General features: G+C 42.1%; 13 protein-coding genes. 2 read left to right on the forward strand and 11 right to left on the reverse strand.

Annotation, left to right across the window (positions count from 1 at the left end):
- Nucleotides 1–9 precede the first annotated feature (9 nt).
- The 10 genes from C400_RS0124915 to C400_RS0124955 are packed head-to-tail and all read right to left on the reverse strand — an operon-like array spanning nucleotide 10 to nucleotide 11,832.
- Nucleotides 10–1,404: a hypothetical protein gene (locus C400_RS0124915; RefSeq protein ID WP_017428624.1), complete on the reverse strand. Its 1,395-nt coding sequence runs from the start codon at nucleotides 1,402–1,404 to the stop codon at nucleotides 10–12.
- A gap of 21 nt (nucleotides 1,405–1,425) precedes the next feature.
- Nucleotides 1,426–3,453: a hypothetical protein gene (locus C400_RS0124920; RefSeq protein ID WP_017428625.1), complete on the reverse strand. Its 2,028-nt coding sequence runs from the start codon at nucleotides 3,451–3,453 to the stop codon at nucleotides 1,426–1,428.
- Between the two features lie 17 nt (nucleotides 3,454–3,470).
- Complete coding sequence (locus C400_RS0124925) at nucleotides 3,471–4,289, reverse strand: hypothetical protein (protein WP_017428626.1); 819 nt, start codon at nucleotides 4,287–4,289, stop codon at nucleotides 3,471–3,473.
- A 28-nt stretch (nucleotides 4,290–4,317) separates the two neighbouring features.
- On the reverse strand, nucleotides 4,318–4,554 hold the full coding sequence (locus C400_RS28340; protein ID WP_017428627.1) for a hypothetical protein: 237 nt from the start codon (nucleotides 4,552–4,554) through the stop codon (nucleotides 4,318–4,320).
- A 41-nt stretch (nucleotides 4,555–4,595) separates the two neighbouring features.
- Nucleotides 4,596–5,969, reverse strand: a complete 1,374-nt coding sequence (locus C400_RS0124930; protein WP_017428628.1) for an N-acetylglucosaminidase — start codon at nucleotides 5,967–5,969, stop codon at nucleotides 4,596–4,598.
- Between the two features lie 25 nt (nucleotides 5,970–5,994).
- On the reverse strand, nucleotides 5,995–7,404 hold the full coding sequence (locus C400_RS0124935) for a discoidin domain-containing protein (protein WP_232795433.1): 1,410 nt from the start codon (nucleotides 7,402–7,404) through the stop codon (nucleotides 5,995–5,997).
- Nucleotides 7,405–7,443: 39 nt separating this feature from the next.
- Nucleotides 7,444–10,290 carry a contractile injection system protein, VgrG/Pvc8 family gene (locus C400_RS0124940; RefSeq protein ID WP_017428630.1) on the reverse strand — a complete coding sequence of 949 codons (2,847 nt, stop codon included), beginning with the start codon at nucleotides 10,288–10,290 and terminating at the stop codon, nucleotides 7,444–7,446.
- 48 nt (nucleotides 10,291–10,338) lie between these two features.
- Nucleotides 10,339–10,716 (reverse strand): DUF4280 domain-containing protein, encoded by a 378-nt coding sequence (locus C400_RS0124945; RefSeq protein WP_017428631.1) that lies wholly within the window; start codon nucleotides 10,714–10,716, stop codon nucleotides 10,339–10,341.
- 14 nt (nucleotides 10,717–10,730) lie between these two features.
- Complete coding sequence (locus C400_RS0124950) at nucleotides 10,731–11,243, reverse strand: hypothetical protein (protein ID WP_017428632.1); 513 nt, start codon at nucleotides 11,241–11,243, stop codon at nucleotides 10,731–10,733.
- Nucleotides 11,227–11,832 carry a hypothetical protein gene (locus tag C400_RS0124955; protein WP_017428633.1) on the reverse strand — a complete coding sequence of 202 codons (606 nt, stop codon included), beginning with the start codon at nucleotides 11,830–11,832 and terminating at the stop codon, nucleotides 11,227–11,229. The genes C400_RS0124950 and C400_RS0124955 overlap by 17 nt, the downstream gene beginning before the upstream one ends.
- 368 nt (nucleotides 11,833–12,200) lie before the next feature.
- Here C400_RS0124955 and C400_RS0124960 point away from each other — a divergent pair, with 368 nt between their 5' ends.
- A complete protein-coding gene (locus tag C400_RS0124960) occupies nucleotides 12,201–13,385 on the forward strand; it encodes a GAF domain-containing sensor histidine kinase (RefSeq protein WP_017428634.1) in 1,185 nt (394 codons plus the stop codon).
- A gap of 135 nt (nucleotides 13,386–13,520) precedes the next feature.
- Here the strand turns inward: C400_RS0124960 and C400_RS0124965 are convergent, their stop codons facing one another.
- Entirely contained in the window at nucleotides 13,521–14,477 is a 957-nt protein-coding gene (locus tag C400_RS0124965; protein ID WP_013373589.1) for a nucleoside hydrolase, read from the reverse strand.
- A 215-nt stretch (nucleotides 14,478–14,692) separates the two neighbouring features.
- Here C400_RS0124965 and C400_RS0124970 point away from each other — a divergent pair, with 215 nt between their 5' ends.
- Nucleotides 14,693–15,286: a hypothetical protein gene (locus C400_RS0124970; RefSeq protein WP_017428635.1), complete on the forward strand. Its 594-nt coding sequence runs from the start codon at nucleotides 14,693–14,695 to the stop codon at nucleotides 15,284–15,286.
- The last annotated feature ends 18 nt before the right edge of the window (nucleotides 15,287–15,304 follow it).

A 15,304-nucleotide genomic window follows, 5' to 3' on the forward strand; every position in this document is an offset into this window, starting at 1 on the left:
TGGTTTTATTTACTGCGTCTTTATCTTTTCTCCAGTCATTTTGATGTTTCCGTCCATTTCGACCAAACTCGTTTTACATTTTAAACCAATGGCATCTTTGGCTGTGACTTGTATGGTGTTACCCGCATTGAGTACTAGGTTTCCATCAGCCTTAACACGGATGTCCTTTTTACTCCGCAATTCGATGCCGTGGTCATCTAGCAGTCGAATCACTACTTCATCGTCGTTCCCCGTGATTAAAATTTCATTTTTCTCAAATATAATGGCTTTGCGGTACTTGGTCATAAAGATCTTCGTGGACGGGTCCTTAATAAAGTCGCCCCCTTTGGATCTCTTGCGGATTGAATGAGTTACGATGGCGTCCTTTTCTTTAGCGGTCGGAAAGTAAATGTCTACAAAGTCAAACAACTCCGGCATACAGTACCATCCTGTATTTCCTTCCGATGTATAAAATGTAGCCGTTGGAAAAGCGTAGGTTTCCTTTACGTTCGGCTTGACCTTGTCCATTTCGTAAAAGAAAACCTTCACATGATCCTGCTCGATTCCAATGACCTTGGACTTCAACGAGATGCCACGAATGCTCTCATTTACAATCAAATCCTGCTTCATTCCATCCGCTGTAGTCAGCACATACTCATGCCACAAAGCACTATGACGTATAAACGCCACAGACTGCAGGACGTATAAAGTTTTCCCTTTAAATTTAACCTCAGCCCCAATTTGCAGTAGGACATCTTTGGCTCCTGTCGTTTGCACTTTATAATACAAAAGGTTGTCGTCCTTGCCGGAACCTGGTTTGGTTTTTCTGGTCATGGAGTAGTTATACTGTTTCAGCTCGCCTTGATTCACACCATCCGGTAATCCAAAATAAAACTGAGGTTTTTCTCCAATCGGATCAGGTATCAGTCCCCAACCGAGTCGAGACGCTATACGCTTCAAAAACGACCAGTCTGTTTCGTCGAATTGCATCGTAAATTCCTGTAAAAGCTGATCTTTTAAGCGGCTCGTACAATTGGCTTTGGGATAGGATTTGAGCACATGTTCGAGCAATACTTGCAGCTTCATCTTTACATTTTGAAAAGTTTGTCTATGAAGCACTTCATCCAGCTGGCTTGTATAGGATAGAGCTTCGACGACCAAATGGGCTACATTGGACACCAACTTGATTCTAAACTGCGCGACTAATCCTCGAAATAATACAATCTGTTTATGATCATCATTCACATAAGATACAACTAACTTCGCCCCTGCTTCCATATGATCTGTATATTCTTCCATTTGGGCACCCGTTAACACACCTGTCAAAAAGACTTTCACATGCTCATTCATTTTCTGTACAACTTTAACTTTCGGGTTTTTAAGAGATAAAACCGTCCCGTTATACTTGATGATTGGATATCCCATGTTACCGCTCCCTTTTGTCGGTTAATTTACGTTTATCCGTTGTTTGCTTACATATTGAACGACATCTTGAATGGTTTGATTATGTCCCTGATCGTTAAGAGTCTCATCTAATGCAGGGAGCGTGGTAAAGGTTTTATTTGTTTTCTGAAAATAAATATCCGCTATAGGGAATTCATCAACTCTACCAGGCCCATGAATCCCGTTGTCAACATCGGCAATGATGATAACATCCTTCAATCCATCCTTATTCACATCCTTGAAGGCCACTGCTTCTACTCCTCCGTAACGTGCAACCCACTCACGGTTCCCGTAGAAATTGGGGAATGGATATAGAATATGTCCTTGGTCATCCAGTAGGAAGAAAAAGAATTTACGAAAACCTTCTGGATACCCATATGTGGATACAAAACGTACTTTTCCAAAGCCTTCGAGAGTAGTTTGAAAAGACTGCGACTCTTCAATTTCATATTGGTCGGTATCCAATTTTTCACCGCCAACTGTGGAAACAGACTGATCCTCAACAGAACTTAGCTCACTCCATAGTTCCTCATTCTGCCTGATATTCTCTGGAATTTGTGCAAAATGAATTTCATACTCCGCATGGTCCCCTACTACATGAGCCATAGGTACACTCATCCCCAACGAATCATTTGTGAGATAACTAAACGATTCCATTTCTACTTCCGCAAGCGAACCTTTGGTTACATCTGCGTTTGCTAACAATTGCACCAAATCATCTTTTGTGAAATCACCGATTAATCCTTGTTGCTCCGGCTGAACAGTTGTAATCTTCCCGCTTTTTATAAGCTCAATAAAAGGTTTTTCGACTTTTATCAGATCTCTCAATCTTATTCTTGAAGCTTGCTTCATATCCAGGTTCGTCGTATAAAACATATGAGTAGGATAGGCTGCGTCCTTCACATAACGAATACCCGTATATTGAACGCTCAAGAATCGTTCACTTTGTCGTTTGATCTCATAATCAATTTCGACATGGACTCCAGAATTGGAATCCGCATAGTCGTGTAATCCTCCTAAAGCTTCGGTCTTAAGAATTTGGTTTAAAGATTTTTGCTTTGCAATATCCTTGAGTTTTGTAATTTGAGGGTATTTAATCACGATCCCATTTTTGGAATGCTTCTCTCGAGTGAGCTCATAGCTTTGCAGTTCACCATGAGTATTCGAGGCGATGCTATATTCGGAATCAATACGGACTTCTCCACTTTTGGAGAACTCAATGATAAGGTTTTGTTCAGAATCATCACTGTTTATTAAGAAACCATCACCGTGGTCTAAAACCTCGATACTCATGCTATCATGTTGTCGATTCTCGATAATAATAGGCCCATTCATATCCTTGTTCAGTTCCCACGCATCCGGGAGCTTTATCTTACCTACATCTATACTTTTCTGCGTCCACTTTTGTCCAGACAACTCCCACAAATCAATAAATACGGGGTCTGGATGATAAATGGAAACATGTCCCCCTAAACACAACTGTATTCCTTGGTCTGAATCTCGAACCACAAAGTCTGTAGTCAATTCTGGCCCGCCATCCTCAATCATCAGGGCGTGTACAAGTTGCTTCGAACTCCACCACTGAATAAATGTGTATTTATCTCCGATCGTACCTGTCAGCGTTTTAGGTGCTCTATAATTCACAATTCTAACGTTTAGCTGCCCACTTTTTAAATGAAACGATTTTGTTAAGATAGTGAAATTGTTATCGAACTTTTCTACTAATTCTCCATCCTTCATCTCTACACTTTCTGGCTCGTTTAACAACAAATTAAGTTCCTGTGTGAACTCCTCAAGCTTGTTTTGTCTGATATCAGAATCCTTATTCTCATCGTTGACTATACGAAGTTTTTGAACTAACGCATCCAACATTTTCGAATAAGAAATCGTTTTAACGTCATTTTGGAGAGAAAGTGTATGATTTGTTTCTGTTGCTGGAGGATCCTGTCCCTTCATGCATCCATTCAGCACTACACAGGAAATGAGTAATAACAGCACGTAACAAATTCGCACATACTTCAAGTAACTCATGCTGGAGATCACGCTTTCTACAATTTATCGTTCATCTCTATACTCATAATCTTCCACTTGCCTGACTGCTTTTCTAACGTAAACGTAATTTCCTTTTTCGCTCTTTCTTCTAATGAATTATCTTTTACCAAAAATTTTTTTCGGTTATCATCGCTACTAACCTCATTAATACTCAGTTCCAACACCGGGTAAGATAAATATGCTAAACCGGATAAATCGACAGCATCCTCAAAATCATACGTTTGCCTTGCTGCCGGATCAGTGAGCTGGTCCATTTCAGGAAAAGGTAAATCAAACCACTTCATAAGATAATCAACTTCCAAGTAGTTCAGTATCACAGCCTTAGGATCGGTTGGATATACAAACTTTTTACTTTTATTTGTATACAAAATCTCATTTTTTTCAGGTCCTGTTCCATCGTATTTTTGATAGACCACGATGGTATGCTTCTGAGTGTCGCTAAACTCGTAATAATCGACACTTTCAAAGACACCGTCATGATCGGTATCTTTTAACGTCCGAATCCCTTGTCCTGTAGCATTAGGAAAATCAGAATTTATATTTTTAATATGGTTATTTTCCAAGGCATATATGGAGAATCCTTCTGAATACGCCCCTCCGTCACCTATAGAATATACAACCATAAATTTTTGATCTGTTTGATCCAGCTTCATGATTTTCACATCTGTATTTAGATGCACAACTATAACCGGGTCCTCTAGTTTATCAATGATGTGATAGCCATCATCATCCTCCCGGACTACAAATATGTTGTAAATCTCCTCTTTTTCTAATCCAAAAGCAAGCACATATTCCAGCTTTCCATCACGGTCCAAATCTTCTTTTAATACTTTTTGAAGCTGCTCATTTGGGGGTTGAATTTTTTTTTATAAACTGATCTAAGGTGTTAGAATCTTGCACATTAGTTTTCCCAGTATCCTCCACAGTAACTTTACTAGTACCTTCCGTTGTCTCAGGACTAACAACAGTTGATGTAGATGGTTTAGGAGCGATACTTTTTACCTCGGTCTCTTTATTCACACCACAACCACTAAGAATTAAAACAACTAAAACGAGTGCAAATAACTTATCACTAATCACACTTTCCCTTCTTTCAAAATGCCTATTTTATACTAGCTTGATTACCTTGATGAAGCCTGTGTAGGTTCAGGACAAGCCGTTGCAGGCATATTCTTATATACGGGTATTCTAAAAGTAAGAGGTGCATCTACGGTTTTAAGACCCTTGGAAAAGCGATCCGATTTTACATAAGCATCCATAATATTCGTGGCATACTGCTTACTAACAGTTCCGTTACTCCTAAAGGAATTTACATTCCACTTTAAGCTATAAAGCGTATCTTGCCCTGTTTGAATATAATTCCTATAAATCCATTTACCTCCGCCAATTATTGCACTATCGACAGAATTCCAATTCTCTGACTTAGCTTTTTTTGCACCATTTTTGAGCGCACTCCCATCGTTTGCGCCAATGCCATACATATTGTACCATCCGATATATCCCGGAACCTGTCCCTTACCTAAAGTTGAAGTTCCGCCTCCTGATTCAACCATAGCTTTTGCTGCTAAAAATACTGCACTCGCTTCATTGCCACCTGCCTTTAAGAATACATCCCCTTTACTAGCCAAGCTCTTGCTTAGCACTTTATTAACAGCTTCTTTATTTTGGGTGTTCTTATCATACTTTCCCGACAAAAATTGAAATACACGAGACTCAGTCAAAAAATTACGCGGGTCTAAAAAATATGAAACTGCCTTAGGAGAAGCAGCGTTATATCCTCTATCATATTTGAACTTAGGGTCTCTCCAAGATGGTGAATATCCATATTTGTCTACTTCCGTACACACCAGTCCATTTTTCATTTCTGCCTTGAGAAAACTATTAAAATCTACATTTGTTTCTTCTGCTATAAAGCGCCAAGAAGGATGCTGCTTGTGTAATTTTAATAGAGCTGGCCTGTATGATTCCGGAAATTTAGCAAGCTCAGCTTCAAAGCTATCATTTCCTGATTTATCAGGAGGTGCTTGTTCAGTTTTAGAACCATCCTTTGATTTATTGGTAACTGGTTCTTTTGGTGGCTCTTTAATACTAGTATCAATCAGCCCCAACTTCTCTCGAATGGCTCGTCCCGCCTTCTCAGCAGCCAGCTTTTCCCTGATATCTCCGCTTGCCTCCGCAGTCATCCAACGAACGGTTTCTTTTTGCATCTGTTCTTGAGCCCACTTGGGGAATGTGGCCATTTCACGTAATTTGCTTCGCAGCCCCTCTGCTAGCTTTTGTGCTTTACGCATGCCAACCTCATCACCGTTGGCTTGAGCAATGTACCAGTCCTCTTTGTATTTACGCAGCCAGGACTGGGCCCAGTCGGGGTAATTCAGTTTCTGTTTCTTCTGTTCTGCCACCAGATCAAAAGCCTGTGCTTTTCTGTGTGCATTAGCGGTTGTTAAAGCTTTCAACATAGGGGTTGCACCAAACGTTGGCTCTTTCCATTTCATAGGCTATCTCCCTTTTGTAAGAATGCTAGAAAAGCCGTATATCAGAAATGCATGTATCCTGATATTTTGTTCCACGTTCAACTGATAAAATCGTAAGTTTGATAAATGAGGTATGAATAGGCTCCTTAAATTTTTTACGTGTGTTAAAATCATTCATTTCTAGAGAGGAACCATCCGAGAATTCCAGTTTTAGTTGTTGAACTCTATTATTCTCCCGATAACTTTTTCTAGATTTAGCATATCCATTAATAATTTGGATGCCATTTACCTTTTGTAAAGAGCCCAGGTCTAATACTATTGTTTCTCCTTCCCCGTTGCCGTTCACGCCTTCACACCATGCAGTAGATGAATCTCTATCTACCAAATTTTTGGCGTCATAAGTTTGCGTGCCTTTACTTGGCAGAGTCGATGAAGCTTTAATTTGATGCACTTTTATCTCACTTTCATACTTAGAAAAGTCATTAGCAGTGTAAAACCACTGCACAGGTGTCGCCATATTTTCATTAATTATAGTGATAGATGCGACTTTACTTTCTAAACCTGTATTTATATTCAGTTTATAGTTGGATGGCGAATCTAACTTTTCGAACCATACCTCCGAACCATCTCCAGACATTAAGGGCTGTTCCATCCCCTTGCCTAAAAGGCGCCGCTCTCCACTATTTAAATTTAACAAGTACGTTTTATTTATAGACATGGAGTCAATAGAGTAGATTAATTGATTCTTCTGAGCCCATTGGTTGACTATCGCCATACCAGAATCTATATGGATTTTCTTAAGGATTCTATAATCTGATACATCAAATATGACAAGATTCTGCTGGCTGTCGGTAAAACAAAACTGGGTACTATCTGGTGAAAATTGTCCTTGATGAATGTCATCTATATCTATAGAACTTCCATTTAAATGAATAGCTGTTGATTGTTTTGTTACCGTATCATATATATACGTTTTATCTTTATCTTCATATAAATACTTGGTTAAATCAGGAGAAATTACCGGACGGTTATATGGTAGCTTAAATTCATTGACTTTGTTACCCGAATCCAAATCATAAATCTGTACTATTAATTTCGTTTCATTAAATAAATCTAATACGAATGCGACTTGACTCCCATCTTCTTGGATTCTTCCTACATCCACATAGGAATCTCGATATTTCTCTCTATCCTCTTTCGACTGTAGGAGACTAATCAGTTTCTCGGCACTTAAGAACCGTTCGACTTTTGCCCCTTCCAGCTGAACTAGATATGTTACAGGATCTTCTTTGCCTTCTTCTACCGTTAAAGCCCACTCTTTCTTGTCATTCTCTTTAGCAAGTTCCGCTTTATCACTTTTATTAGATGATGCCACCATTTCTGAAACTACACCTTCCGTTTTCGAAGAAAAGGAAGTGGGGTGGTCTTTTGGAGAAGCATTACATGCTGACAACATAATTAAAAAAAAGAATGACTAATATGCTTCTGATTATCTTCACTTTGTTCTATCCTTCCGATCAAGAATAGCTAATCCTTCTACAGGATTAGCTTTTTCATTTAATGAGTTCTTCACCACGCCTACTGAACTCAGAAATCTGACATACTCGTCTTTATGAACCGTTATACAAGCTGTCGAAGTTGGTTTAGGCTTTTTATCAGCATTATAGCCCTGGTGTATATTTACACCTTCTGCTGTGCACTCCTTTTTTTGACTTCCTTTGGTTGCTGGAACTGGTGCACCATTCCGAATACGCAAAGCAGGATAAGTACTCAAATGCAACCCGCCTACAAACTCATATACTCCATCTTTAACCGTTTTATACTTGCTCTCATAATCAGGAAGTGTGCTGGCATTTTTGCTTGTATACTTAATCTCGCCGTCTATCACCACAATTGCCATTGCTCCATATCGACCTTCCGGGTGGTCTTCTTGTTTATAACTATAAGAACCATCCCCTTCAAAGAAAAACACAAGCGGTGCTTTACGATTCGAGGACAGCTTCTTTTGAATGATACTGTTATTGGTATAATCGTTTACTCTGTACAGAGCCCGGGCTTGATTACCTTTTATGCCTTTACTACTTATATAGCTTTCAATCTTTTTCACCGCTACCAATCCATCTTTATAATCCTTAGGATCTAATGGCTTCGTTTCCTCTTTCGACGGTTTATCAGGAGTAGTCGGCGTCTTCTTGCCCGGTTCCGTTTTCGTTGTTGGAGCTGCTGGCGTTGCAGCCTTATTAACCTTAGGCCATGGAAGAATGCCATTGGCTACTTGATGCAGGTATACGGCCAGCACATCCCGACCATAGCCCTTATTCTCCAGGCCGTATTTTTTCGCAAAATCATGCAGTGCGGCGTTAAGCTCTTTATCCCAATCGCCTGTAGTTGGTAGCTTGTACGAGAAGCTGTCTGGATACTTCTTGGCAAGCTTGTTCAAATTCTCTCTGGCAAGCTGACTGTTCACCCCGTACTTACTCCGCAGAGCGGCCGCTTCCTTAGCAATAGCCTTTTGGTCGGCAACGGTCAGCTTATGGGCCGCATCTGCGTATTGCCCGGACAGTTCCTCCAGCCGATTCGCATCCAGATAGGATTTGGCTGAATGACCACGAATCAGCTCGTTGATTAGCACGTTGTCACGCAGTTGGTTGGCGAGAAGATGCATCTGCTTTTGCTTGGCCTTGTCGTTTGCGCCATGCGCTTCCCACCATTGGGACGTGTATCCATGCATTTGCGCTCTGGCCCAGGCAGGCATACGATCTATTTCTGCCACCTGCTGACGCAATTGCTTGGCCTTGGCTGCTGCTTCCTTGGCCCCCTTTTTGTCCCCTGCTGCCACGGCCTTGTAGTAGTCGGCTTTGTACTGAAGCAGCAAATCCTGTACCCATTGTGGATATCCCTTCCCCTTCAATTCTTGAATCAGGGATTGATAAGCTTTCAATTCGGCATCAGGCATCTGATTTTTCATGAACTTACTAGCCTTGATATGAAGTGTTCCATCGGTTCGGATATAGCTGGTTTTGCACGTCAGAGATATTTCGCGAGTAGCGGTCATCTGTACCTTTTTGCCATGCAGCACCAGGTCTGTATCGGCGTGAAAGGTAAGATCGTGATGACTGTACACGTGAATACCAGATGCAGGATTTAAGCGTACAAGTATCTTGTCTTTCTGGGTGGAGAGGGCCAATTCCTTATCATCAAATCTCGCCACTTTTTGTGATTTGGTATGAAGCAGCTTTCTGGATGGCTGGCTGATTTCATCCCCTGTGTAGTCTCTCTTACGCAGGGATTGAACTACACGAGCTTCCTTTTCTTTGTTGGATGGAAAATACAAATGGACATGATCCCCAAGCTCGGGCATGCAATGCCAGCCGATCCCATCACCGGTATACATAGTAGGGTAAGTAAACCAGCGCCCTTCAGCCTTGGACTGCGTGGAATCTACGGACAAGTGAAGTTTAACGGATTCGTTTTCGCTATTTAATTCAATAACTTTCCCTTCAATAGAAGCACCTTTGATAAACTGATTATGTATAACCTCCCTCGGAATGCCCGCTTCTGGAACGAGAACGTAGTCATATGTCATAATGCCCTGCTTCATCTCTGCATGAATCTGATCAATAACCCAATGCTTTCGTCGAAACAAGACCACATCTCCAAGTTCAAAACGTTTCGTGTCCTCCACTTCAGCATACGTATACTGAGGGCCTGACTTTGTTTTTTGGAGGGAAAAGTTAATGCTGCTCAGTTCACCTTTCACCTGTTCTTTTGAGGTACCTAACCATAGCCGCGGAAATACGGATGTAATCTCGGCAATCAGTCCAGTGTGCAGATGAGAGGCCATCCTTTTCAGAAACTCCCAATCACTCTCCCCATACTGAATAGTAAAGCCGCCGAGCTTTTGGTTGCTGTCTGTCAGGTCAATAAAATCGCCGTGTGGATAGCTATCTATAAGCTCCCGAAACAATTGATAATACGTCAAGCTGCTGTTTTGAAACGAACGATTTTTCCGTTGTCGATCCAGCATATATGTAAAAGAGGCCGCCTCTATGTACATGTGATATACACCATTTTTGAATCCAATTCTAATATGGGTGACGATTCCTTTAAAGATGCTTACTGTGCCTCGATCTTCATCCATCTCGTATACCTCTAGCACATCCTCATCATGCGCTAAACCATCATATTTCGCATGATCTTCATCCGGTATGAGAGCAGTGATGTACACTTTGCCGTGCTCATTTACCTTCAGTGTCAATTGAACATCCAGTAGACGGACAATTTCATACGGCGCATTCACTCTAATATTTCCATAAGTCAGCACAGTTCCTGCCAGTCCCATCTTACTCCCCCCATTTGTCTTAACATGTGATGTTTCTACAATGAGTAGCTATTCCTGCCCATCTGACGTGAATGAAATTTTTCCGCACCACATGCATAGGTTCGTGGAGCAGCTCATCAGAGCCGGAGATTGATCTACGTATACATCCTTCTTTCCATTCAACCAAGGCATAGACACGCTGGGTATGCAGGGTTGCGGAATGATTCTTCCAGAATTGCCCTTGTTAGCAGAAGAAACTGTAGGATTGTGCATACTACGGCACATGCCGAAAGATGGGATATGCGTCTGCGGGTGAAAATCCTGAATATTCCCCTGCAATTTATCACCAATACTAATCCCCCTGTTAGCTGAAACACTAAACCTGCCCGAATGACTTCCATAGGTACACTGTATCTGTGCCCCGTCCACTACATAGCTCTCACTCATGATTGGACTCTCCTTTATATAGACGGCCTCTCCGTATCGACCTTTTGTAATTTCAAGCCAGCCAGATTAAACTTCAAAATACATTCAGCTACATCTAGGTCCACAATGATATGCTGATTGGCATGCTGAACCCTGAATATCTTATGATTCTCGACTGCATATTCATCTAAAATGATTTTCTTCAGTGTACCGTCCCTATGACATTCGCTAAGTGGTGATAAACACATCAGGCTAGGCGGATGAGCCAGCCAATACCTCGTTTGCTGCATACGCTGCATATCAGCAAAAACAATCAGCTTCCAGCGTAATCCGGCTTGGTATATATCAAAGATTTCCTTTAGTTGCTCAGAAACAATGGCTACTGGTTGCTCTATAAAATCAATATAGTCCGCATCGCCTGATACATAACATTGCAAAATAGACTCTTCATCAGTACACAATGAGCGTTCTGCCCATTCCAACATTTGTCTACGATTTGTCTTTACTGGAAACATATACTCTGTAATACGATTATCCTGTTGAATCATGTAGTACTCCATAAGCTGTTGGATACACCACCTCACTGATTCCTTTATACTCTCCTATTCTTATTTCCAAATCGTTCTCGCATTTCAATGCTTGGAATTCAGGGAGTTGTACAGCCTGCTGTATAGCGTCTTTAGCTAATTTCAAAATGTATTGATGAAATTCCCACGCAACCTGAAGGACATATCGCTCGACATCAGGCTGAATAACCTTATTCATATAAGGTTTTCGAAGCTGATTCAGTTCGTCCTCCAGTTCTGCCAACAAGCTGAACGCCCAGCCTGCATCATAGGTTCCATGCCAAGGTTGAGGGTCAAAGTACCAACCCTTACCATACACCTCGATGACATAGTTATAATTGCGCTCCATCAGATATGTGCGCCGCATAGAATAGGTAATATATCCGATTCTTATTTTGGCCATTTCTGCAGAATTCGCTTGCAGGCAGATCAATTGAAAGGACTGGATAAAAGAGAAGATGAGCTCTTCTTTTCTGTGCTCATACAAAGACGCCACCTGATGTAATTTCTGATTCAACACAGCTTCCCCATAGGTCTTATGGAAGTGATCTAGGGCTTCCAGTCTATTCATAATTCCACCTCTGAACCTATTATATAGAATATTTACATGATTTTACTGGTCCTATCCTCCTATTTAATTACACTTTTTTCATATGATGAGATTGCAAACGAATGTATAAAAACCCAAAAAAATCATTTTATGATTTCATAAATGTGTACTCGCATACCCCATACCTCTTAGAAAAACTGTAGACTAGACCTAGGAGATGAAGGTTTGTGCAAATGAATAGGTAAATCGAAGTAGAAAGCTCGGTTTATAATGAAATAATCATGTATAATTAACGATACGCTCCAACAACACTTTCAGAGAACCAGGAATGGGGTACACAAACTACTAGAGTTTTGATAACCACCACTTTGCATCAGGATTGGAGACACATGACTACTTCACCTACAGGTTTTTATAATAGTATTCAAGAAGCTACCGCACACGTCATTGATGTGCTGAGTGATATTTTACATGTAAATACCATTTTTATTGCCGCTAATGATGGGGTTACCAATGTGATTTTAGATTCATTTAACCGGGAAGAGGTACTGGTTCGCAATGGTGAGGAGCTTCCTTTTGAGCTTAGCTATTGCAGTCTGGTGCTGAACCATTCCGCCGATTATCTCACCATTTCGGAAACGTCTACTCACCCGCATACATGTGGTTTAGATGTGACTAAAACCATTGGGAACCACTCATTTACAGGAATTCCTATTCGCATGAAAGATGGTCAGGCTTACGGAACCATTTGTGTTTTGGATGCGCCATCTGCCCATTTGACAGAAACGGAAATAAAGGCTCTTCAGGCTATGGCTGTATTTCTGGGTTATGTGGTAGAACTGGAAAAAGACAAGTTCGATGCTGAAGTCTCTTCTATGAACAAGCTGGATTTGATTGCTTCCCTGAGTAATAAAATTCGGTTTTCGCTCACTGAAATTTGGGGAGCCACGGATCTCATGCTGACCACGGAGTTAACAGAAGAACAACAGCAATATATGAGTATCATGGAGTCGAGCAGTCGCTCACTTTTGATGCTGCTGAATAATATTTTGGATTATAGCAATATTGAATCCAGACAGATTGATGATCTTGAGGACCCGTTTGACCTGAGAACGATGATGGAAAATGTGTTGAGCTTGTACACAGAAGTAGCTGTGCAACGGAATTTAGAATTGAAGCTGGATTGGAATCTTGCCAGTTCGCCTATTTTTATCGGGGATGAGGCTAAAATTCGGCGTATGCTGATTAATTTGGTGGATAATGCAGTGAAGTTTACAAGCACAGGATCAGTCATCTTATCTGCAACCACTCAATCTGTGGCCGATGCACCTGAGGTTGAATTGGAAGTACGGGTGAAGGATACCGGAATTGGTATATCTCCGAATAAGCTGAAATTGTGGCTTGAGCATGACCATGGGTACTCTCCCTCATATGACAATCCCGGCTTGGGTTGGCAGATTACCAAACAGCTGTTGAAACGAATGAATGGTAAAATGACAGGGATTAGCGAACCTGGCAGAGGGACGGAGATCACGCTCCAGTTTACCCTGAAAATATACCAGGAGTCAGCCTGAACAATCGGTAGGCCTGCGATCATATTGGGCCAATTAATAAAACCCGTGACGGATAACGTCACGGGTTTTATCTATGCATACGCACTAGGCAGTATGATCACTGTATGCCACACGTTTGTGGACAGTTAGTTGGGCTTAGTAACGCTTGGGAGCAGCCTGCTTGGCCAAATCCGCCATATACGTAAAGAAGGCTTCCGGGTCTGTATCATATACCAGGTTCACAGGGCGTCCATCCGCCTGTTCCACCGTTCTGCCCTGACTTGGGCCTTCTGCGATAACGCTGCAATGCACGGTCTTTTTCTTGACAATATCCGGGCGTCCTACAGATGCAGTGGTCAGTACATCCCACAGGTAATATGTTGAGTTGGTCTCGCTATACACGAGCGGAGGACATCCTGCGTAGCAATTGCCCAGGAAATCAACGCCTTCATATCGGCGCTCGGCAGCCCAACGATTGCGTACGGCTGGAGTTAAAGGCACTTTGCTTGTGCTTTCCAGCGCTACCAGATCAATTGTGATGCCGCTTTGCCATACTCGATAGGCCGCTTCCGGGTCCCAGAACACATTCCACTCTGCGGTACCGTCATGCTCCGGCTCCTCCACATTCCCTTTTTCAAAGGTGCCGCCCATCCATACCAGCTTTTCAATCTTGGCTTCAATATCCGGTGCTTCATCCAGCGCCCGTGCCAGATCGGTTAGCGGTCCAGTGAATAGCAACAGCGTTTTACCTTCAGCTCCGCGTACCTTTTCAATTAGATGCTGATGAGCTGGCAGGGATGAAAGCGGTGCTTCCATTCGCCCCGATTCATTCAGCACAGGTAATGCATCTACATAGAAGGAATGTAAACGCCAAGCGGCAGGAAACGGATTTTTACCGCGTGAATTAGACTTGGCGACTTCAACAGGCCCTTTATTTTGTCCAAAACGATCAATAATTTTACGGCTGGCATCCGTCGCCGGCTCCAGGTAACCATCTGCTGGAATAACCGATACTCCGGTCAAATGAACCTGTTCCATCTGAAGCAGCATAAACAGGGATACTAGATCATCCACTCCACCATCATGATTAAAATAAACGTTTGTCTGACTCATCTGTCTCTTCCTTCCTTTATCCCCGTAAAACAGGCTTGTTCTTTTATCGGCAACCATCCTTCATTATGCCTGATCGCTACACAGGAGTAAATGTGTGATAGTACGTGCATCAGGGATTTTTTTTATCTGCTCCATGCTTAAAAAAGGTAGAATTGTGTGTAATAACAGGGTAGAGGCATGGGTCCTAATCGGAAGCGTAGGAAGGAGAGATGCATATGACAGTCCGAACAATAGAAGAGTTGGAGCAGATCCGCAAAGAGTGTAAATCCATGGTGACGAAAAGGGCCGCAGCTTCAGGGGGAGCTGTATTGGTCCCCATTCCAGGGGCTGACGTTCTTGCTGATGTCGGCATTTTGATGCAGCTACTGCCTGCCATTAATGAAAAATTCGGATTATCTGAGCAGCAGTTGGAGGGTTTGGATGCAGAAACAAAGTCGATGGTGTATGGCTTTATCACTTCAATTGGCAGCAAGCTAATCGGACGACTCATCACCCGAGAAGCCATCGTGAAGATTTTGCAGAAAATGGGCATTCGCATCGCCACCAAGCAGGTTAGCAAGTTTGTCCCTCTACTGGGGCAAGGACTAGCCGCAGCGATTGGCTTTACTGCAATGCGGACCATTGGCAACCGGCATATTGATGAGTGCTACGAAGTGGCCAAACGCCTGCTGGAGCAGCAAACTGCCGCAGATACGGCACGCAACTGGACAGTACCACAGCAGCCTCTAGATCCCGTGGGAGTTGATCAGTTGCCAAATCAAAATCCGGCAGCAGCGATTCCGCTACTGCCGGCATCCCATAAAGAATAATTTTTCAGACTTAGTATT

It is taken from the genome of Paenibacillus sp. ICGEB2008 (assembly GCF_000307675.1).
Lineage (GTDB): Bacteria > Bacillota > Bacilli > Paenibacillales > Paenibacillaceae > Paenibacillus > Paenibacillus polymyxa.

What these genes read in the sequence shown, in the direction of transcription:
- C400_RS0124950 (WP_017428632.1), bottom strand. Translation starts at nt 11,243, where the DNA reads ATGATTCAACAGGATAATCGTATTACAGAGTATATGTTTCCAGTAAAG.
- C400_RS0124955 (WP_017428633.1), bottom strand. Translation starts at nt 11,832, where the DNA reads ATGAATAGACTGGAAGCCCTAGATCACTTCCATAAGACCTATGGGGAA.
- C400_RS0124970 (WP_017428635.1), top strand. Translation starts at nt 14,693, where the DNA reads ATGACAGTCCGAACAATAGAAGAGTTGGAGCAGATCCGCAAAGAGTGT.
- C400_RS0124920 (WP_017428625.1), bottom strand. Translation starts at nt 3,453, where the DNA reads ATGAGTTACTTGAAGTATGTGCGAATTTGTTACGTGCTGTTATTACTC.
- C400_RS0124915 (WP_017428624.1), bottom strand. Translation starts at nt 1,404, where the DNA reads ATGGGATATCCAATCATCAAGTATAACGGGACGGTTTTATCTCTTAAA.
- C400_RS0124930 (WP_017428628.1), bottom strand. Translation starts at nt 5,969, where the DNA reads ATGAAATGGAAAGAGCCAACGTTTGGTGCAACCCCTATGTTGAAAGCT.
- C400_RS0124965 (WP_013373589.1), bottom strand. Translation starts at nt 14,477, where the DNA reads ATGAGTCAGACAAACGTTTATTTTAATCATGATGGTGGAGTGGATGAT.
- C400_RS0124935 (WP_232795433.1), bottom strand. Translation starts at nt 7,404, where the DNA reads ATGTTGTCAGCATGTAATGCTTCTCCAAAAGACCACCCCACTTCCTTT.
- C400_RS0124940 (WP_017428630.1), bottom strand. Translation starts at nt 10,290, where the DNA reads ATGGGACTGGCAGGAACTGTGCTGACTTATGGAAATATTAGAGTGAAT.
- C400_RS0124945 (WP_017428631.1), bottom strand. Translation starts at nt 10,716, where the DNA reads ATGAGTGAGAGCTATGTAGTGGACGGGGCACAGATACAGTGTACCTAT.
- C400_RS0124960 (WP_017428634.1), top strand. Translation starts at nt 12,201, where the DNA reads ATGACTACTTCACCTACAGGTTTTTATAATAGTATTCAAGAAGCTACC.